Below are 18806 nucleotides of genomic sequence, written 5' to 3'. Positions count from 1 at the left end.
CCTCTTGATGGATATGTTCCCTGACGAAAAACTGATGTCAGTTTATGGGTGAAAAATCAGAGAACATATCGGATTTCCTGTTGCTTAAGATGGCAGGACAACGACAAACGTCAGGATAAAGTTGACGAGAACGCACAAGATCAGCTGTATCGCATTTCGTTTCACAATCTGGAAAGGCGACACGCCTGCAATCCCCGCAACGGCGACAATCGCCCCCGTGACCGGCGACAAAGTACGTCCAAATCCAGTCATGGTTTGCAACGGCAGTAACATCGCTGCGGAATGCACACCGAATTTTGCGGCCAACGCCGGGATCAATGCAGCAAATGAGAAGAAAGGCGCATTGCCCGATCCCATGAGAAACGCCACAACACCGATCACCAGACTCATCACGACAACCATAAATCCGGCACCCATGCCCATGCTTTCCACGCCGACAATCAGTGAATTTACGGCCCCGATGGCAATCAAACCCTCACCAAAAACCTGACCTGCAACGATCAAAGCGACCACAACGGTGAGTTGTTTTCCCAGCCCTTCGAAGAAGGATTTCATCCCCGCCAATACTTCGAATCCTTTACGGGAACGGATGAATTCAAAGACCATGGCAATAAAGGTACTCAACACAATGGCGGAAGGCACATCAACCTTGATATTGATCCCCACTTGACCCAGTACAACCGGATTGAAAAGGAGCAAGATGGCAAGCGGAATAATTGGAAGCAAGGCGTAGAGTTTAGGTACTTTTACCTCACTGTCTGTTTGCTCCTTAATAAACTGCTCGCGCAATGCCTGCTCTTCCGGATCCGGACCTTCCCGACGATCCCAATAACGTTGGACAAAATAGTGTGAAACCAACATAACAAGCAGTAGAGGGAAATAGATTTTTAACTGCCAACTCAGAAAATATTCAGCCCATTCAATACCGGCTGTTTTAGCAGCCAACAGACAGTTAGCCGAGCCTGGCCCTAAGTCAAAAAAGCGACTTGAACCGATAATCGCGACCGCCGTTAACCGGGAAACCCCTGCACGAATCATGACGGGATACAGCGTCACCATTAACATCAGAGCCAACCCCGATGCGCTGGGGATCGCCATACCGACAATCTGGGAAATAATAAATCCCATACAAGCCAGAGTATAAGGCGACTTAATGTATTTCAGCGGCCCACCCACCACGGCATAAAGCGCCTGTCCGGCATGGAGCGTATCCATATACCGGGAAAAGCCCCCCATCGCCATAATTGATAATCCCAGCCCGCCCAAATTCGATGACATAATATTTTGAACGACGAGGAAAATATCAAAAAATGAGCTTCCACTCGATTTTTTAAGTACCAAACCCGGCCCAAGGTTAAGTAATACAGACATACTTAGCAGTGTGACACCTGCTATTAATAGGATTGCCGTTGCATAACCTTTTTTTGCAATCATCCAGGCAACCCAGGCGATTACGACTAACGATATTGTTAATCCCATGGTTCTATCCTCACGAAAGGCAAATGCAATGTATTACTCATTTGCCTTGTGGAAATCATTGAACGTCAATAGGGAGCATAATAAATACAGGTGATTATTATTCCTGATATTCGAGTGTTCTCTCTTAGGTACAGAAAGTATTTTTATTCTATCGCAAACTCAAATTTCAGGTGCAAGACAATACATGAAACACAGTATGCTTCACAAAAATAATTTATTCTGCTTTATACTCGTCATACATTAAATTGCATATCTATTAGCAGCGTTCAGTTGCCTAAATCACTTACCTGAGTAAATGCGTTAGGATTCCTTTACTTGCTATTCTTCTGCAACCTGAATTATTTAGAGTATAGATATTTCATCTTTCCCTACTATGATAAAAAAATGTTTTAATCAGGTTATTAATTTATTTCACCGTTTCTTTCGGTGACTCCATAATTGATTGTTCTGTTAATTCCTGACCAATACCAGGCAAATCAGGAATTTCATATTGACCGTTCTTTGGAAGATAATCATATTTACAAGTATTCCGATTTCCTTCCAGCAAAGCGTAACGATGCAGTTCATGGATCGCGAAATTAGGAATGGCACATTCCAATTGCAAAGACGCCGCCGTCATAATTGGGCCACCGCAAACGTGAATCTGACATGTGGTGTCATAAATATGACCCATATCACAAATTTTCTTCGCTTCACTAAGCCCGCCGCACGTACCCAAATCAGGCTGAATTAAATCAATAATATGTTCTTCAAAGAATGGGCGGAATCCCCAACGGGTATATACGCGTTCCCCGGCAGCAATCGGAATATTGACGTTTTGCTTCACTTCTTTTAACTGCCCGGCATTCAGCGACATTGTCGGTTCTTCATACGCAGAAATACGGAACTCTTCGATCATCCGACCAAACCGGATAGCCGATGCCGTATCCGTCAGCGCATGAGCTTCAACAATAATATCAACCGCATCACCGACGGCCTCACGGATAGCTTTCAAACGCTTGTACCCGACCATCAAATCACGATCGGCAAACACGCCATATAAATTGCGTTTTTTCAGTCCACCCTGCTCATCGATTTCATTCACATCGACCTTGATGGCATCATAACCATCAGCCAGCGCTTTTTCCGCCGCCGCCGCATATTGTGCTGGCGTAGTCAGAATTTCTTTCTTTGACGCATCCCCCCAACCAAATTGCAATTGGCTGGCATAAGTGCGTAGCGTATCTCGGCATTTTCCGCCTAAAAGTTGATAGCAGGGAACATTCAGCGCTTTCCCCTTAATATCCCATAATGCAATATCGATCGCGCTCATACCTGCGGATACGACGGTCCCGCCACCTTGTCCCCAGAATGTTTTCTTCTGCATTTTGTCCCAGATTTTTTCACTCTGCATCGGGTCCATACCGATGATGATAGACGCAAGATCTTTCGCCATACCAAAACCGGCTGATGCGCCAACACCATAAGCCATACCGACTTCCCCAAAACCAGAGATCCCTTCATCGGTATTAATACGAACAACGATAGGTCGCCATTTAGCAACAGCCGATTGCAATGGGTTTTTCACATCAATAATATCTACGCTGACGATTTTCATCTTTTATTCTCCAGGTTAAGTAAGGATAAATACTTTATTCGACACAGAATTCACTTTTATTTTCAATAAGGTTACCCCGAGAACTAAAACTTAATTCCTGACATACAGTCGCTCTGGCTTTTCGTTCCATTCATGAGGTAACGTTAATAATAAAGATACGTTATAATAAAAAACCGATAATCACTGATTGCAATTAATAAGAATCAATAACCAGAAAAATGACTATCCCTTAGCATCAAATAACAGTCAGACACTTCAACTCAGCGATTATTTAAACTAACGCGTTGGGTATAATAAAATGCGCTAACTGAAATATGATCGTAAGAAATATCATTTTCCCTCGATTATTTTCTCCACAACATCACGCGCATGTTGTTTGATGCTGTCATAGCGACTATTTTCTTTACAATCCATGGTGACAACGAACGGTCCAAAATGATCCGTTTTCATTACCCACATCGCTTCTGGCATACCATTTTCAAACCAGTGCACATTTTTTACTTCTTTTACACCGACAGCGAGAACAACGGCACAACCTGGCGCAGCCTGAAGATAAGCCTGCTTATACTTTTTGAAGGCCGCCTGACTACCCGCGCTCATTCCGCCTTTACCAATAATCAATTTGACGCCTAGTTGTCCGACAAAATCAGCATGAGGCTCCATACGAATGGATGTTGTTGGACCAATAACATGTAATTTCCAATGATCCTGAGCATCTTTAAGCATAATCGGACCAGCATGAAAGATAGCGCCCCCTTCCAGATTTTCAGGGAGAGGTTCTCCATTTTGTACAAGCTCACGCATCTGTAAATGGGCCATATCACGAGCAGTACACACGATGCCACTTAAATAGACCGTGTCACCGATGTTCAATTTTTCTACATCTGCATCATTAATAGGTAAAGTCAGCTCATGTACGGTCATTTTTATGCCTCCACCTGAAAAAGCGTTTCACGATGTCCATCTGGATAGATACGGATCCCGAAACGACGCGCGACCCAACAATGGAAGTTAATGGTTACCGGGCAAATAGCCGTATGTGTCGCGGCATAGGCTATTTTCAGCGCCAACGTTGTCGTATTCCCGCCAACGCCCGCTGGCCCAATCCCCAATGCATTGATATCTTCCAGGAGTTCTTGCTCTAATTTATCCAGTAAAGGATCGGGGTTGCGATCCATCCAATTACGCGTACTGATTGCTTCACGACTCAATTTGGCGCTGACATCCATCTGCCCCCCCAAGCCAATACCGATAGCGGATGGCGGACAAGGGAAACCCCCGGCGTTAATCACCGTATCCAAAACCAATTTTTTCAGGCCGCTAAAATCTTTACCCAGCGTTGCAGGCGTCAGAATTTTAGAAACGTTACCTAATTCCGCGCCGCATCCCTTGGCGCTCAGGATGATTTCAACAAACTCCTGCCCCGGAACATGCTGCAATTCGATATTAGGAACACCTTTCCCCGAACTATCGCCAGGATTATGACGCGTGAGCGGGTGTACGATGCTAGGGCGAATCAGCCCTTGCAATGTGGCCTGCGTCAGTGCTTTGGGTAAGAAGCTCAGTAGATCGTTCATATCGAATGCTTCGCCAAAGCGGATCCAGACGGTGGGATACCCCGGTGACTGACAGACTGGCTTATCTTCTTTCCCAGCCAATGCCACGTTCCGAATCATGGTTTCCAGAAAGACTTTTGCCCCGGCGTTACTCTCTTTAGCTGCGGCCTGATTTAACAAATACAGCGCGTCAGGAGAAATTGTTGTACATGCCTTATGTAAGAGTTCATAAACCTCCTCATAAGTTATCTCTATTTTTTTCATATAGTTATCCTTATTTATAACGTTAACTCAAAACGACATCGTTCACTATTCACTCACAAAATATATTATATATAATATCAAAAGAAGGTCATGAAAAAGAGATCCAGATCTCCCTATGAAAATTAAGACTATGGGGAAAGAAAAATCGGTTTCTCTTACTGACTGATTGAAAAAAACAGAAGGCTAGGCATATGAAGCCGCTAACGATAAGTCACCAATCGAATGATAACCATTTGTTAAACAAGGATAGTTTTCTAGGTATTCGTGACAGATATGTCCAATGCACTTAAATACTGATAAATTAGCGTTGCTGGTGAATGATGCTCAGATGAGGCATAAACCGTGGTTGAAGAAAGTTTGGAAAACGATTTTCATCTGAACGGGTTATCCAGTAGGTAAGGTGAGAACTTTCCATGTTTCTCGGAGAAACTAAGGCGTTTTTGCATCAGCCTATCGTCAACATTGATAAGTGAACACCCATAAGTCGCATTAGCGGTTGCTTTTTATCCATCTAGGTTCTTATGAAAATTATCACCAAAACAAAGGCCAAGCTTATCTACTACGATTTGAAACATAAGATCCTATCCGGTGAGATAAAGGCCGATGAGCGCCTTATTATTCATCAGTTAGCACTTTCTTATGACAGCAGCGATATCCCCGTGCGTGAAGCGCTCAAGGAACTCGCCGCAGAAGATCTGATAGAAATGAGCCCACATAAAGGATCTCGCGTTAAGCGGCTATCCATCAAGGAAATGCAGGATATGCTGGAGATCCGTAAGACATTAGAGCCGTTGGCAGCCCGATTAGCTGCCGAAAATGCGACGCCCGAATTGATTGATGCATTAGAAACCCTGCATCAGCAATCGCTCGAGATGGCTGAGGCGCAGAACTATTCCGAGTATTCAACGATAAACCGCGAATTTCACCAGTTGATTGTTGATGCCAGCGACAATGTCTATCTGGTCAAGATCCTCAGCGAGCTATTGCGTAACGAACGTCGTACAAAAACAATTTTTGATCTGTTTCCCGAGGTCGTGGCCCTCTCTCTCGCAGAGCACCAGGAAATGATTCAGTTGCTCAGAGAAAAGAAGGGAGAGGAAATAGCCAAGCTGATGCTTCAGCATAAGACACGTTCATACGATAAGTTGCAGACTTACTTTGCCCAGATGGCGATAAATATGCAGGTATAGTCTTCGCAGTCGTAGCATTTTTTCGCTGTAGACCATCACAAACGACCATAAAGCAAAGCCGGAAGTTTTCACTTCCGGCTTTTTGCTAATTAGGACACATCGTGCCAAACGTTATCAGTTATTGATAAACGATTCGCCCAACGCAATATCCTGATTCAGCGTATCCAGCATATTTTCCAAAGCCTTCTGTTCGAAGGCACTCAGCGTACCTATCGCTTTACGCTCAATAATGCCGTCTTTACCTAGCAGGACAGGTTGCGCAAAGAAACGGGCATGTTTGCCATCACTTTCAACATAAGCACACTCAACCACGCCGCTCTCCCCTTGCAGAGCACGAACCAGAGACAGACCAAAACGAGCCGCGGCCTGACCCATAGACAGCGTAGCCGATCCGCCGCCTGCTTTCGCTTCCACAACTTCGGTACCTGCGTTTTGAATGCGCTTGGTCAGGTCGGTAACTTCCTGTTCACTAAAACTCACACCAGGAATTTGTGATAACAAAGGTAAAATCGTCACGCCGGAGTGACCACCGATAACAGGGACGTTAATCTCCTGCGGCTGCTTACCTTTCAATTCGGCAACAAACGTATTGGAACGGATAATATCCAACGTAGTGACGCCAAACAGTTTGTTTTTATCATAAACGCCGGCTTTCTTTAGCACTTCGGCAGCGATAGCGACCGTTGTATTTACCGGGTTGGTGATGATACCGATGCAGGCTTTAGGACACGTACTGGCAATTTGTTCAACGAGGTTACGCACAATACCGGCATTAACATTGAACAAATCGGAACGATCCATGCCAGGCTTACGTGCAACGCCGGCAGAGATAAGAACAATATCAGCGCCCGCGAGCGCAGGTTTGGCATCTTCGCCACTATATCCCTTGATTTTCACTGCTGTAGGAATATGGCTCAGATCAACAGCAACACCCGGCGTTACCGGCGCGATGTCATAAAGCGATAATTCTGAACCTGAAGGAAGCTGGGTTTTGAGGAGGAGTGCGAGGGCTTGACCAATACCACCTGCCGCACCGAGAACTGCAACTTTCATCCTAAACTCCTTATTATCGTAAAATAAAAAAGTGCCGTGAATTCATTTAGTTATAAACAAAGCGGGAAAAGAAAATCTTTGCACACGTATTCATTCCGCATGTGCTGTAAGAGACAAAAAAATCACTATGTCCCTAATAATAAATCAAAAACAGCCATGCGTTTGAAAGGTAAGTAAAGTTAATGAGCACTGACGCTACCCCTTCAATGCACACAGCATTCAGTTAACAGACCAGCCACATTACACCAATCAATGACGCTCAAACAACATCATTTTGATAACATTTGATTCACTTTTATGTGATGAATGACGCATTTCTCAGACGGCTGACACAATGTGTTTTGGATTTCGTCAGAAAAATGACAGGCAATACCAGCAGATGAGGTTATAGGCATTTTCATTGCATAAAAATTCACTTATCTGCATAATAACAAAACTAACCACAATGCTAACCTGGTGCAGAATGCGAAACCCGACAAAACAAGAAGATTTAGTTAAAGCGTTCAAAGCGCTGCTAAAGGAAGAGAAATTCAGTTCTCAAAGTGAGATCGTGCAGGCTTTACAAGACGATGGCTTCGAAAATATCAACCAGTCCAAAGTCTCACGCATGCTAACCAAGTTTGGCGCCGTTCGTACACGTAATGCCAAAATGGAGATGGTATACTGTCTGCCAGCAGAGCTGGGCGTTCCTACCACGACCAGCCCATTGAAAAATTTGGTTCTGGATGTTGATTACAACGACGCTGTCGTCGTGATCCATACTAGCCCCGGAGCCGCACAGTTAATTGCTCGTTTGCTCGACTCCCTGGGAAAATCAGAAGGCATTCTTGGCACCATTGCTGGCGATGACACCATCTTCACCACCCCAGCCAGAGGCTTCAGCGTTAAGCAACTCTACGAAGCCATTCTGGTCTTATTCGAGCAAGAATTGTAAAGCACCTCATCATGGGAAACCGCGATAGCGCTCTGAAATTCTGTTAAAAAGAAGGAAACGCTCCAGTAAAAAATGACTGGAGCGCATTAATTAGAGCGCGGGTAACTCGGCCAATGGCCAGCGAGGACGCACAGAAACGCTGAGATCATGGCGTTGCCCATGCCGCAAACGAACCGTCCCTGCATAAGCAATCATCGCCCCATTGTCAGTACAAAACTCAGGGCGAGCATAAAATACCGCGCCACCTCGTTTTACCATCATCTCGCCTAACCGCTGACGTAACGTGCGGTTGGCACTCACCCCACCAGCCATAACCAGACGTTTGAAGCCGGTTTCATCCAGCGCCCTGCGGCACTTGATTGACAGCGTATCAACAACCGCATCCTCAAAAGCACGGGCAATATCAGCGCGCGTCTGGTCATCATCACCACTATTACGGATCGTATTGGCCGCAAACGTCTTCAGGCCGGAAAAGCTGAAATCCAACCCTGGTCTGTCCGTCATCGGGCGAGGAAACGTAAATCGTGTCGCATCACCAGCCAACGCCATTTTCGATAACATCGGCCCGCCGGGATAATCCAACCCCAACAGCTTTGCGGTTTTATCAAACGCTTCCCCTGCGGCATCATCAATGGATTCACCAAGCAGCCGATATTCGCCAATACCCGTTACGCTAATCAACTGTGTATGGCCCCCCGAAACCAGCAGGGCGACAAAAGGGAACTCAGGCGGATTGTCTTCCAGCATGGGAGCCAGCAGGTGCCCTTCCATATGATGCACAGGTATGGCTGGCACGTCCCACGCAAAAGCTAACGCTCGCCCCACTGTCGCACCAACCAGTAGCGCGCCAACCAGTCCTGGTCCGGCAGTATACGCCACACCGTCAATATCACTGGCTTTCAACCCGGCCTCTAGCAGCGCAGCCTGAATCAATGGTACGGTTTTACGCACATGATCACGGGATGCAAGTTCAGGCACCACCCCGCCATAATCGGCGTGCAGCTTCACCTGACTGTAGAGTTGGTTGGCAAGTAAACCGGCCTGAGTGTCATAGATGGCGACCCCAGTCTCATCACAGGATGTTTCGATACCCAATACGCGCATTACTGTTTGTTCCTACTTTTCATTACGCTACAAGCTCCCGACGAATGCAGCTTGCTTCATGCTCCAGATAGTCTACCATAAGCCCCCTGTTTTCTGCGCTGACGAAGGCTGAGCGTTTTATGATCACCACGATGCTTTACAAAGGTATCGCGTTTGCAGTAGAATTCCGCACCATTTTGAAAAGGCTGGCACAAGGCCAGCGGCAAACCGAATTTATTGAGGTGAGAGGCACATGCCGGTAATTAAAGTACGTGAAAACGAGCCGTTCGACGTAGCTCTGCGTCGCTTCAAGCGTTCCTGCGAAAAAGCAGGTGTTTTGGCTGAAGTTCGTCGTCGTGAGTTTTATGAAAAACCAACGACCGAACGCAAACGCGCTAAAGCTTCTGCAGTAAAACGTCACGCGAAGAAATTGGCTCGAGAAAACGCACGCCGCACTCGTCTGTATTAATTTTCAGGAGGGTTTCCTCCACCGCGTGATTAATCCGCAGACTTAGCAGTTGCATACGAAGGCCGTGCTTTCCGGAAGGAATGCGCGGCTTGTTGTCGTTTATAAGCTATCGTTTATAAGTTTAAGAAACAGGGGCTTATGGCTGGACGAATTCCACGCGTATTTATTAATGACCTGCTGGCACGCACCGACATCGTCGATCTCATTGACGCACGAGTCAAACTAAAAAAGCAGGGCAAAAACTACCATGCGTGTTGTCCGTTCCACCACGAAAAAACTCCTTCTTTCACCGTCAATGGTGATAAACAGTTTTACCACTGCTTTGGCTGTGGCGCACATGGTAATGCCGTCGATTTTTTAATGAATTATGATCGTCTTGAATTCGTTGAAAGTATTGAAGAATTAGCCACGATGCATGGCCTTGAAATACCGTATGAAACCGGTACAGGCCCCACCCAGTTAGAGCGTCATCAACGGCAAAGCTTGTATGCCTTGATGGAACAGCTAAGCGCATTCTATCAGCAAGCATTAAGTCAATCAGTGGGTACCCAAGCGATGCAATACTTGCAACGACGAGGGCTTAGTGCTGAGGTTATTCGTCATTTTGCTATTGGCTTCGCGCCTGCTGGCTGGGACAACGCGCTAAAACGATTTGGTCGCAACAGTGACGATCGCAGTACGTTGAACGATGCCGGTATGTTGGTGACTAACGATCAGGGACGTACCTACGATCGTTTTCGAGAACGCGTTATGTTTCCTATCCGCGATAAACGCGGACGGGTGATTGCATTTGGGGGACGAGTATTAGGTGACGGTACGCCGAAATACCTGAACTCCCCCGAAACAGAGATTTTTCATAAAGGCCGCCAGCTTTATGGCCTGTATGAAGCACAGCAAAACCATGCTGAGCTGAAACGCTTGTTAGTGGTTGAAGGCTATATGGATGTGGTTGCGTTGGCACAATTTGGGATTGATTATGCGGTTGCGTCGCTGGGGACATCCACTACGGCCGATCACATTCAGTTACTCTTTCGTGCGACCGACCACGTCGTCTGTTGTTACGACGGTGACCGGGCTGGGCGAGAAGCAGCCTGGCGCGCATTGGAAACCGCGCTACCCTATTTGAATGACGGTTTTCAGCTACGCTTTATGTTCCTGCCGGATGGTGAAGATCCCGATACGCTGGTTCGTAAAGAAGGCAAAGTGGCTTTTGAACAACGGATGGAACAGGCGTTGCCGCTGTCGCAGTTTCTTTTTGAGACGTTACAGCAGCAGGTAGACATGAGTTCACCCGATGGTCGAACCAAACTCAGTACGCTGGCATTACCGCTGATCGATCAAATTCAGGGGGAAACGCTGCGACAGTATTTACGTCAGCAGTTGGGCAACAAATTAGGCATTCCAAGCGATAGCCTGAATAAATATTTGCCCAAAGTGGCTGAGTTGGCTCAGCCTTATCAGCCACCGCAGCTAAAAGTCACAACTATGCGTATACTTATAGGACTTTTAGTACAGAACCCCAGGCTTTCAGCGGAAGTACCTGAACTTGCATTAGAAGGTTTAGAGGAAAGCAAAGTGGCGGGTCTGTCCCTGTTTCAGGATTTAGTTAAAACCTGTAACGCAAGCCCTGGCATGAGCATGGGATTGTTGCTTGAGAAATACAGGGATAGCAAATACCAGAAGCCGCTTGAAACGATGGCTTCCTGGAACCATATGATCGAAGAGGACGAGCTGGACGACAAGTTCAGGATAAGTCTGGCGGAACTCTACGATCAGTTGCTGAAGCAACGTCAGGAAACATTGATTGCCCGTGAGAAAACGCATGGGCTTAGCACCAAAGAAAAGCAAGAACTTTGGTCATTGCAACTGGCTTTAACCAGAAAAAACTGATTACCGAGGCTTAATTGCCGATAAATAGCAGAGTTGAACTCTGCAAAGAGCCGCTACAGGGGCTGCGGCGATAAGAAAAATACCCCTAATGCTATTGTTGGCGAATTACGCCGACCGACACCAACCCAAATACTCTGAAGTGTGGATACCGTCTTATGGAGCAAAACCCGCAGTCACAGCTAAAGCTACTTGTCACCCGTGGTAAGGAGCAAGGCTACCTGACCTATGCTGAGGTCAATGACCATCTGCCGGAAGATATCATCGACTCCGACCAGATCGAAGACATCATCCAGATGATTAATGACATGGGCATCCAGGTGATGGAAGAAGCACCGGATGCAGATGATCTGTTACTGGCAGAAAATACCAATGACGCAGATGAAGATGCGGCAGAGGCTGCTGCTCAAGTGTTATCCAGCGTTGAATCGGAAATTGGTCGAACAACCGATCCGGTTCGCATGTACATGCGCGAAATGGGTACCGTTGAACTGTTGACGCGTGAAGGCGAGATCGATATCGCCAAACGCATTGAAGACGGTATCAACCAGGTTCAGTGTTCTGTTGCAGAATATCCTGAAGCAATTACCTATCTGCTGGAGCAATATGATCGTGTTGAGGCTGGTGAAAGCCGCCTGTCTGACCTGATCACTGGCTTTGTCGATCCTAATGCGGAAGAGGATATTGCCCCTACCGCAACTCACGTTGGCTCCGAGCTTTCAAGCGAAGAAATGGACGATGACGACGAGGAAGAGGATGACGAGGAAGAAGAAGACGACAACAGCATCGATCCTGAACTGGCGCGTGAGAAATTTACTGAATTGCGTGAGCAATATGAAACCACCCGTCAGGTGATTAAAGCTCATGGTCGTAATCATGCCAAAGCCGCACAGGAAATTCTGAACCTTTCAGAAGTGTTTAAGCAGTTCCGCTTAGTGCCTAAACAGTTTGATTTTCTGGTTAACAGCATGCGTTCCATGATGGATCGTGTCCGCACCCAGGAACGACTGATCATGAAACTCTGCGTTGAACAGTGCAAAATGCCGAAGAAAAATTTCGTCACCCTGTTCTCTGGCAATGAAACGAATGAAACTTGGTTTGCCGCCGCGATTGCTATGGCCAAGCCATGGTCTGAAAAATTGCATGACGTAGCAGATGACGTTAAGCGCAGCTTGCAGAAATTACACCAGATTGAAGAAGAAACCGGTCTGACGATCGAGCAGGTTAAAGACATCAACCGTCGTATGTCGATTGGTGAAGCGAAAGCACGTCGCGCTAAGAAAGAAATGGTGGAAGCCAACCTGCGTCTGGTTATTTCTATCGCGAAGAAATACACCAACCGTGGTTTGCAGTTCCTCGACCTGATTCAGGAAGGCAACATCGGTCTGATGAAAGCGGTAGATAAGTTTGAATATCGCCGTGGTTACAAATTCTCGACCTATGCGACCTGGTGGATCCGTCAGGCGATCACCCGTTCTATCGCCGATCAGGCGCGCACCATTCGTATTCCGGTACACATGATTGAGACGATCAACAAACTGAACCGTATCTCTCGTCAGATGTTGCAGGAAATGGGTCGCGAGCCGACGCCGGAAGAACTGGCTGAACGTATGCTGATGCCAGAAGACAAGATCCGTAAAGTGCTGAAGATCGCGAAAGAGCCGATTTCAATGGAAACCCCGATTGGTGATGATGAAGATTCACATCTGGGCGATTTCATCGAAGATACGACGCTGGAGCTGCCGCTGGATTCCGCGACATCGGAAAGTCTGCGTTCTGCGACACACGACGTATTGGCTGGCCTGACCGCACGTGAAGCGAAAGTCCTGCGCATGCGTTTCGGTATCGATATGAACACCGACCATACGCTGGAAGAAGTGGGCAAACAGTTTGACGTTACACGTGAACGTATTCGTCAGATCGAAGCGAAAGCGCTGCGTAAACTGCGCCACCCTAGCCGTTCCGAAGTGCTGCGTAGCTTCCTGGATGATTAATTCATCCCTCCGCTAATCCACACACTCGATAGCCCCGGTTCGCCGGGGTTATTTTTTTACCTGTCAGCAGAACATTCTGTCTGCATTTACCCATGATGTAATGCCTGATACAGCGCTTGATAGGATGCCACCAGTGACTCGAGCGTCGCACGGTTCAACCCACTAGGATTTGGCAGTACCCAAACCTGGGTCTCGCCAATACATCGTTCTTGACGCCCCCATGAAATCTTCTTGATACCAAACGCCTGACTGAACGCCTGTTTCCCCAACACGGCCAGCGCACGCGGCTGATAGCGCTCCATCTTCTCAACAATTGCGTTCCCGCCTTGCAGCAACTCGTCTCTTCCCAGTTCGGCGGCTTCAACCGTTGGACGCTCCACCAGCATGGTGATGCCGCATCCGGTATCCAGCAGATGCTGTTCTTCCTCAGGCGTAAGCAAACGTTCGGTAAATCCAGATTGATGGATAACTTTCCAGAAACGATTGTTCGGGTTGGCAAAATGATAACCATGATGAGCTGTCGATAGCCCAGGATTAATGCCGCAGAAAACGACTTGCAGGTCCGGTGCCAGAATATCATTAATCATGCATCCTCTTAATATTATGCTTATCATTGCGATCGTAAAATCTAACAATAATAACAACAAGCTATCCTGAGTAGAAAACAGCCATCCAACTGAACAACTATAGACCTTGCCCCGAACATTACCGTATAATCATGCCCCGTTCGGCCCCTTAGCTCAGTGGTTAGAGCAGTCGACTCATAATCGATTGGTCGTTGGTTCAAACCCAACAGGGGCCACCAAATTTTATCTTTAAAATCATATAATTAAGCCACTTTTAACCGAGTGGCTTTTTAGTATCTAAATGTCAATGTCGCAAAAGTGTCTCAGCATATTTATTCCATCCTCGAATAGCCCATTATCGCTCAGCGCAAAACCAGATGAAGAAACACCGAAAAAATGGCGGTGCAACGGCTCATCACTATGATTTTTTTTCAGTTACATAAACTCAATAACATTCATCTAACATACTGTTTTATAATTATTTTTATTCAATCTTCATAACAATTGAAATTTCTTAATTAGATCCTTTTACTCGACAAAATCACAATAAAAACCTTATTTATCTGTCAGTTATATTTTCCCTTCGATCCTTTCCAGATCCTCAAAACTGAAAAACACTGAAATTCCTTTCAATCTTTTCAGTTTGAGACTTGCACCAGAACCCCAGCAGCGGCGCGGGCTGGCGCCCCCGTTTGTAGAAAAATAAAACTGAAAAATTTCTGTGATCCGAAAACCGCAGGCGGGTGCGGTGTAGCGCCGATTTTGTCATGTGGTTGTTCATTTTGTGCGTGTGCTTGTTGCGCCTGCGCAACGTGGTGCGGCTATCGGGTTAAATGGCATGACATGCACGTATTGACGGAATGCGTCTGGTATGGAGCGTTTGAGGACGTTTTAGCGTATGGCTATCAGGTCGGTTTTCTGTAGACATGAAAAAGCCCGCACATGGCGGGCTTGGTTTTCCCTGGTGTCATCATTATTGTTTGAAATCCAACCACATAATGACATTGGGAGCGTCTATTTTATAAACGTTTATACAGATCGATTATTCATTATTGATCGGTTACGCCGATCAATAATCATTAGGCACCAATCACCGGGCTGTACTTCTCTTGTAACTCACCGGCTTGTGTGCTGGTTTCAACGATAGCCGATGCGTTCAACGGTGCGCCGGTATTGCTATGAGTATGGCTTGCTGTCTGCTTAGCCAGCTCTTTTACCACGTCCAGTGTGTCCAACATCAGTTGCATCACGTTAATCTGCTGGCTACCCACCCATACCACTGGGGCAATAATATCCTGCCGCGCTCCGGCTATGCTGCTGCGGATTTGCCCAATTTTCTCCATCATGCTCTGACCAATATCTATCGATGCCGATTTACCAACGCTAGCCACATAGCCCGCCTGCGTTGCCAGGCTGTAATCCCCCTCTGCTATCTGCACTATCGCCCCGGCCAACAATGTGGCAGAACCTAATACGCGGGTTTCGTCCGTGGCCTGGATCGTGGTTTTCCTGGTCACGGTAGTGCGTTGCTCGTCGTCTGCGGTCACCACACGACGCATTGATGATTCACTGATTGTCTGGTCAGTCTGCCGCACCCAGTCGCCCGCCACCGTCACGCGCTGCGACACTTCCGTCCGTTGCTGTTGTAGCTGTTCGCCTGGCTTCACATCCGGCAGGCTATGCCCCTGCGCCAGCGTCTGCCGCACAAAGGGCTTATCAGGGCGTCCCTCGGTAAACCCGATTTCTACCAGCGTACCCGCAGGCGGAAACTGAAACATACCCGATTCACCGCCTGCCATTGGCACCGGCAGCGGCACAGCGGGGTAAATGGGCGTGTCTTTGGCCGGATTGCCGTCAGCGTCCAATAGTTGCACATCCACGGCATAACGTGGACGGAACGGATCGGCAATATCGCCGCTTGTGACTGATTCGGCGGGCGCTTCCACGCGGGCGAATTTCGGCAGATGCAGCCCAGCCGATAACTCAGGGTACGCCGTATCAATCTGACGTTGCGCGGGGGTTGTCGTTGCACGTTTGCCAGTTGCTACGCTGACCGGCTCCCACGTAATGACCATATCGTCATTTTCCAGCCTGACTGATTTCAGGCGCTGGCCATTCACAACTACGCCAGGGCGTACCGACTGGATCACTGGCAAGGTCATGCTATAGCCTGCCGCCTGGCTCTTGCTGAATTCGGCGGGAATATCAACGGGCTTGTTGGCAAACATCGAGTGCGCCCAGTTCCCCACGTATAGCCCGCCGTCCGGCAACGGTTGCCAGACATAATCGTCAATACTAAACGCGGCACCAATATTAGCCAGCAACTGATAGCCGGTGCCGCTGTGGGTGAAATGCGGGATCGGCGTCGTCACATACGGCGCATCCGGCAGATGTATCGTTAGCCCGCTATTTTCTTCCAGCCAGGCAGCAAGCTGTTTTAGCGTAGGATGTTGAAACGAGCATGGCCACATCCGTTCGAATATGCCCGCCAGTTCACGCACAAACAGCCGCTGATAGCCGTTCTCTGCCGGTTGCGATCGCTCAACGTATCCTGTAAACCAGCGCAACACAAAATCGGAGTAACCCACATCCAGCCTCACCACCTTGCCGGTGTAATCCGTGTCGGTTTCTGCCGTAATAAAGCCGCGCCCGCAGGCATTCAACTCCAGTACCATATTAACGCCGACCAGGTGAACCGCGTCACCGGATAGCATCAATCGTTTAACGGGTTTCATCCTTCGCTACCCCCTAACGAATCATTGACCGGTTTCAGAACAGTACGTTCAAACCAGCTTAATTGCTCTTCATTCTCAGTCGCTGAACTACCGCTCCCCTTCACACCTGGCGTTTGCTTTTGTGCCGTTGTTTTACTTCCGGCGCGGGTATCCCGTTTTTCTGCCACGCTGACGTGCTCACGCAACGTAAACGTCACCAGCCACGCTTGTTTACCGTCTTGCTTTGGCGCGTCAATCGAACCGGTGAACGTGGCAAGACGAAAATTGATAGCCTGCGCCGTGTGATTGGCTACTCGATAGCGTTTTAGTTTGCCGCCCTCTTTTGCCTCGGCCAACGCCCACAACCGCGTTAATACTTTCGCCTCGGTAAATGGGATGATGCCCGATACGCGCAGTTCTTTGGGCTTGATACCCTGCTCTGCGTTCGATGTGCTGGACGTCTGGCCGGACTGGTCTTGCTCCTGAAACTGCATAGACGGGGTAACAGTCAGACTACGTAGAGGTATAGCCTCGCCATCAAGGGCGAGCGTGATAATTTGGCTCATGGATCATGCCTTCCAGTGCATTGAGTGAATCGCCCACAAACATCATGGCGACGGTATAAATCGCTGACGGTTGCGGGATATTTTTCACCATTTCAGCGGCGATCACGCCGCCTTGTCCTTTTCCTGTAAATACCCAGGCGCGGGCGCTAGCCTGCTGTAATTCGCTTAAGCCCTGGCTGATTTTTGCCAGCGCATTACTGCGTTCGGCGGTAAAGCTGGCCAACTGGCTTTTGATGCTGTCAGTACTGGCCGGTACAGCCGCTTTTGTCTGTGCTTCAGCGATCCGCTGTGCGTTCAGCGCCTGGCGGCTGGTTGACACGGACAGCGGCACCGCAGCGGGCAGCGCCTGGCTTTTGGCGGGCAACTGCATTTTTACCCTGTCCAGCTCTGACGCCGCTTTCGCCATCCGGGCAACTTGCGTAAAAGCAGGTGCAGGAAAAACGCCGGTCAGCCGTTCCAATTGCTGCACAAAATCTGCCTGCGCCATGCAGCTAATCATAAAAACGGTAACGGCGGTTTCGCCGGATGTAGCCTGCAATCGGCTGGCCAAATATGCTACCGCGTTAGCAGGACTGAGATAATTGCCGGTTGCTGTTTTCTGACCAACGCCATAGATCCACGGATGCACTGGCACTATGGCGCAGTTGATTGCGCTTATTTCAGATGGGAAGCGGATGATTGCATCTCGCCACATAGATATACCTCCCTGTCAGTTGATCATTTCCCTTTATCAATGCGGCACTCCCGGCCGCAAATTAAACAAAATCATTTTACACATAAAAATAGATTACTGCCTGCTGGCAGGAAAATACTTATAAAGCGTTGATATACCGACATCATAGATAATTGATATCTGCGCTCGAGTGTGTCCATCAGCTAATAATTTAGTGATAACGCTTTTGTCCTCTAACGTTAGCACGGAAGGACGCCCGCCTATTCGGCCTTTTTCTCTTGCCGCAGCCAATCCCGCCAACGTTCGTTCAACTATCAGTTCACGTTCCATTTCAGCCAGCGCCGACATAATATGAAATACGAATCTTCCCATTGGGGTATTTGTATCAATGCTATCGGTAAGACTACGGAAATGTATTCCTCGTTGTCGAAGTTCATCTATTAGCAGCACAAGATTACGCATGGAACGCCCCAACCGATCCAGTTTCCAAACAACCAGAGTATCGCCCGCTCTCAACACTTTTAGAGCCCGCTTTAGCCCTGGACGTCTGGCTTTCGTTCCGCTCATTTTATCTTCAAAAATCTGTTCACAATTTGCACTTACTAGCGCATTTCTTTGTAGATCGGTGTTTTGGTCATTTGTTGATACTCGAATATAGCCAATTTGCACAAGTTATCTCCGGCAAAAAGGCAACGATACTGCCACAAAGAAAAGAATAAGGAGCAACAGAAAACCTCGGTTTTGCAGATGTCGGGAAGATCGGTTCACTAGCGTTTGCACA

At 47.7% G+C, this 18806-nt stretch carries 16 protein-coding genes and 1 tRNA gene; 6 read left to right on the top strand and 11 right to left on the bottom strand.

Features of this window, described 5'->3' with window-relative positions; genetic code table 11:
• Positions 1-84: 84 nt before the first annotated feature.
• The 4 genes from dcuC to ACKPVM_RS14995 form a co-directional block, all read right to left on the bottom strand.
• Positions 85-1479 carry a C4-dicarboxylate transporter DcuC gene (gene dcuC, locus ACKPVM_RS15010; RefSeq protein ID WP_409310233.1) on the bottom strand — a complete coding sequence of 465 codons (1395 nt, stop codon included), beginning with the start codon at positions 1477-1479 and terminating at the stop codon, positions 85-87.
• Between the two features lie 406 nt (positions 1480-1885).
• Positions 1886-3076, bottom strand: coding sequence for a mandelate racemase/muconate lactonizing enzyme family protein (locus ACKPVM_RS15005; protein ID WP_409310231.1), 1191 nt, complete (start codon positions 3074-3076; stop codon positions 1886-1888).
• A 330-nt stretch (positions 3077-3406) separates the two neighbouring features.
• Positions 3407-4000: a FumA C-terminus/TtdB family hydratase beta subunit gene (locus tag ACKPVM_RS15000; RefSeq protein ID WP_409310230.1), complete on the bottom strand. Its 594-nt coding sequence runs from the start codon at positions 3998-4000 to the stop codon at positions 3407-3409.
• 2 nt (positions 4001-4002) lie between these two features.
• Positions 4003-4896, bottom strand: a complete 894-nt coding sequence (locus ACKPVM_RS14995) for a fumarate hydratase (protein WP_409310228.1) — start codon at positions 4894-4896, stop codon at positions 4003-4005.
• A gap of 521 nt (positions 4897-5417) precedes the next feature.
• Here ACKPVM_RS14995 and ACKPVM_RS14990 point away from each other — a divergent pair.
• Positions 5418-6086 carry a GntR family transcriptional regulator gene (locus tag ACKPVM_RS14990; protein WP_409310226.1) on the top strand — a complete coding sequence of 223 codons (669 nt, stop codon included), beginning with the start codon at positions 5418-5420 and terminating at the stop codon, positions 6084-6086.
• Between the two features lie 114 nt (positions 6087-6200).
• On the opposite strand, the gene mdh is transcribed toward ACKPVM_RS14990, so the two are convergent.
• Positions 6201-7139, bottom strand: coding sequence for a malate dehydrogenase (gene mdh, locus ACKPVM_RS14985; protein ID WP_409310224.1), 939 nt, complete (start codon positions 7137-7139; stop codon positions 6201-6203).
• A 463-nt stretch (positions 7140-7602) separates the two neighbouring features.
• On the opposite strand from mdh, the gene argR reads away from it, so the two are divergent.
• Complete coding sequence (argR, locus tag ACKPVM_RS14980; RefSeq protein WP_409310222.1) at positions 7603-8073, top strand: transcriptional regulator ArgR; 471 nt, start codon at positions 7603-7605, stop codon at positions 8071-8073.
• 90 nt (positions 8074-8163) lie between these two features.
• On the opposite strand, the gene tsaD is transcribed toward argR, so the two are convergent.
• Positions 8164-9177: a tRNA (adenosine(37)-N6)-threonylcarbamoyltransferase complex transferase subunit TsaD gene (gene tsaD, locus ACKPVM_RS14975; RefSeq protein WP_409310221.1), complete on the bottom strand. Its 1014-nt coding sequence runs from the start codon at positions 9175-9177 to the stop codon at positions 8164-8166.
• Between the two features lie 232 nt (positions 9178-9409).
• On the opposite strand from tsaD, the gene rpsU reads away from it, so the two are divergent.
• The 3 genes from rpsU (at position 9410) to rpoD (ending at position 13506) form a co-directional block, all read left to right on the top strand.
• Positions 9410-9625 (top strand): 30S ribosomal protein S21, encoded by a 216-nt coding sequence (rpsU, locus tag ACKPVM_RS14970; RefSeq protein ID WP_001144069.1) that lies wholly within the window; start codon positions 9410-9412, stop codon positions 9623-9625.
• Positions 9626-9763: 138 nt separating this feature from the next.
• The gene (gene dnaG, locus ACKPVM_RS14965) at positions 9764-11515 is read left to right on the top strand and encodes a DNA primase (RefSeq protein ID WP_409310220.1); all 1752 of its coding nucleotides are present in this window, start codon (positions 9764-9766) and stop codon (positions 11513-11515) included.
• A gap of 155 nt (positions 11516-11670) precedes the next feature.
• A complete protein-coding gene (gene rpoD / locus ACKPVM_RS14960) occupies positions 11671-13506 on the top strand; it encodes an RNA polymerase sigma factor RpoD (protein WP_409310218.1) in 1836 nt (611 codons plus the stop codon).
• A gap of 86 nt (positions 13507-13592) precedes the next feature.
• Here the strand turns inward: rpoD and mug are convergent, their stop codons facing one another.
• Positions 13593-14093 carry a G/U mismatch-specific DNA glycosylase gene (mug, locus tag ACKPVM_RS14955; protein ID WP_409310216.1) on the bottom strand — a complete coding sequence of 167 codons (501 nt, stop codon included), beginning with the start codon at positions 14091-14093 and terminating at the stop codon, positions 13593-13595.
• Positions 14094-14235: 142 nt separating this feature from the next.
• Here mug and ACKPVM_RS14950 point away from each other — a divergent pair.
• Positions 14236-14311, top strand: a tRNA-Ile gene (locus tag ACKPVM_RS14950).
• Positions 14312-15151: 840 nt separating this feature from the next.
• Here ACKPVM_RS14950 and ACKPVM_RS14945 read toward each other — a convergent pair.
• The 4 genes from ACKPVM_RS14945 to ACKPVM_RS14930 form a co-directional block, all read right to left on the bottom strand.
• Positions 15152-16807: a hypothetical protein gene (locus tag ACKPVM_RS14945; RefSeq protein ID WP_409310214.1), complete on the bottom strand. Its 1656-nt coding sequence runs from the start codon at positions 16805-16807 to the stop codon at positions 15152-15154.
• Complete coding sequence (locus ACKPVM_RS14940) at positions 16804-17352, bottom strand: baseplate complex protein (RefSeq protein WP_409310212.1); 549 nt, start codon at positions 17350-17352, stop codon at positions 16804-16806. Before ACKPVM_RS14940 ends, ACKPVM_RS14945 begins: the two co-directional genes overlap by 4 nt.
• Positions 17324-18046 carry a hypothetical protein gene (locus tag ACKPVM_RS14935; RefSeq protein WP_409310210.1) on the bottom strand — a complete coding sequence of 241 codons (723 nt, stop codon included), beginning with the start codon at positions 18044-18046 and terminating at the stop codon, positions 17324-17326. The genes ACKPVM_RS14940 and ACKPVM_RS14935 overlap by 29 nt, the downstream gene beginning before the upstream one ends.
• A gap of 93 nt (positions 18047-18139) precedes the next feature.
• Positions 18140-18694 carry a recombinase family protein gene (locus ACKPVM_RS14930; RefSeq protein WP_409310208.1) on the bottom strand — a complete coding sequence of 185 codons (555 nt, stop codon included), beginning with the start codon at positions 18692-18694 and terminating at the stop codon, positions 18140-18142.
• Positions 18695-18806: the final 112 nt, after the last annotated feature.

Origin of the sequence: Pectobacterium hainanensis, from assembly GCF_046237015.1 — a bacterium.
Lineage (GTDB): Bacteria > Pseudomonadota > Gammaproteobacteria > Enterobacterales > Enterobacteriaceae > JBJYIN01.
This window is presented reverse-complemented; position numbering and strand designations above follow the sequence as displayed.

Excerpts from the sequence above, each read along its gene's own strand:
- dcuC (WP_409310233.1), bottom strand. The coding sequence starts at position 1,479 with ATGGGATTAACAATATCGTTAGTCGTAATCGCCTGGGTTGCCTGGATG.
- ACKPVM_RS15005 (WP_409310231.1), bottom strand. The coding sequence starts at position 3,076 with ATGAAAATCGTCAGCGTAGATATTATTGATGTGAAAAACCCATTGCAA.
- ACKPVM_RS15000 (WP_409310230.1), bottom strand. The coding sequence starts at position 4,000 with ATGACCGTACATGAGCTGACTTTACCTATTAATGATGCAGATGTAGAA.
- ACKPVM_RS14995 (WP_409310228.1), bottom strand. The coding sequence starts at position 4,896 with ATGAAAAAAATAGAGATAACTTATGAGGAGGTTTATGAACTCTTACAT.
- ACKPVM_RS14990 (WP_409310226.1), top strand. The coding sequence starts at position 5,418 with ATGAAAATTATCACCAAAACAAAGGCCAAGCTTATCTACTACGATTTG.
- mdh (WP_409310224.1), bottom strand. The coding sequence starts at position 7,139 with ATGAAAGTTGCAGTTCTCGGTGCGGCAGGTGGTATTGGTCAAGCCCTC.
- argR (WP_409310222.1), top strand. The coding sequence starts at position 7,603 with ATGCGAAACCCGACAAAACAAGAAGATTTAGTTAAAGCGTTCAAAGCG.
- tsaD (WP_409310221.1), bottom strand. The coding sequence starts at position 9,177 with ATGCGCGTATTGGGTATCGAAACATCCTGTGATGAGACTGGGGTCGCC.
- rpsU (WP_001144069.1), top strand. The coding sequence starts at position 9,410 with ATGCCGGTAATTAAAGTACGTGAAAACGAGCCGTTCGACGTAGCTCTG.
- dnaG (WP_409310220.1), top strand. The coding sequence starts at position 9,764 with ATGGCTGGACGAATTCCACGCGTATTTATTAATGACCTGCTGGCACGC.
- rpoD (WP_409310218.1), top strand. The coding sequence starts at position 11,671 with ATGGAGCAAAACCCGCAGTCACAGCTAAAGCTACTTGTCACCCGTGGT.
- mug (WP_409310216.1), bottom strand. The coding sequence starts at position 14,093 with ATGATTAATGATATTCTGGCACCGGACCTGCAAGTCGTTTTCTGCGGC.
- ACKPVM_RS14945 (WP_409310214.1), bottom strand. The coding sequence starts at position 16,807 with ATGAAACCCGTTAAACGATTGATGCTATCCGGTGACGCGGTTCACCTG.
- ACKPVM_RS14940 (WP_409310212.1), bottom strand. The coding sequence starts at position 17,352 with ATGAGCCAAATTATCACGCTCGCCCTTGATGGCGAGGCTATACCTCTA.
- ACKPVM_RS14935 (WP_409310210.1), bottom strand. The coding sequence starts at position 18,046 with ATGTGGCGAGATGCAATCATCCGCTTCCCATCTGAAATAAGCGCAATC.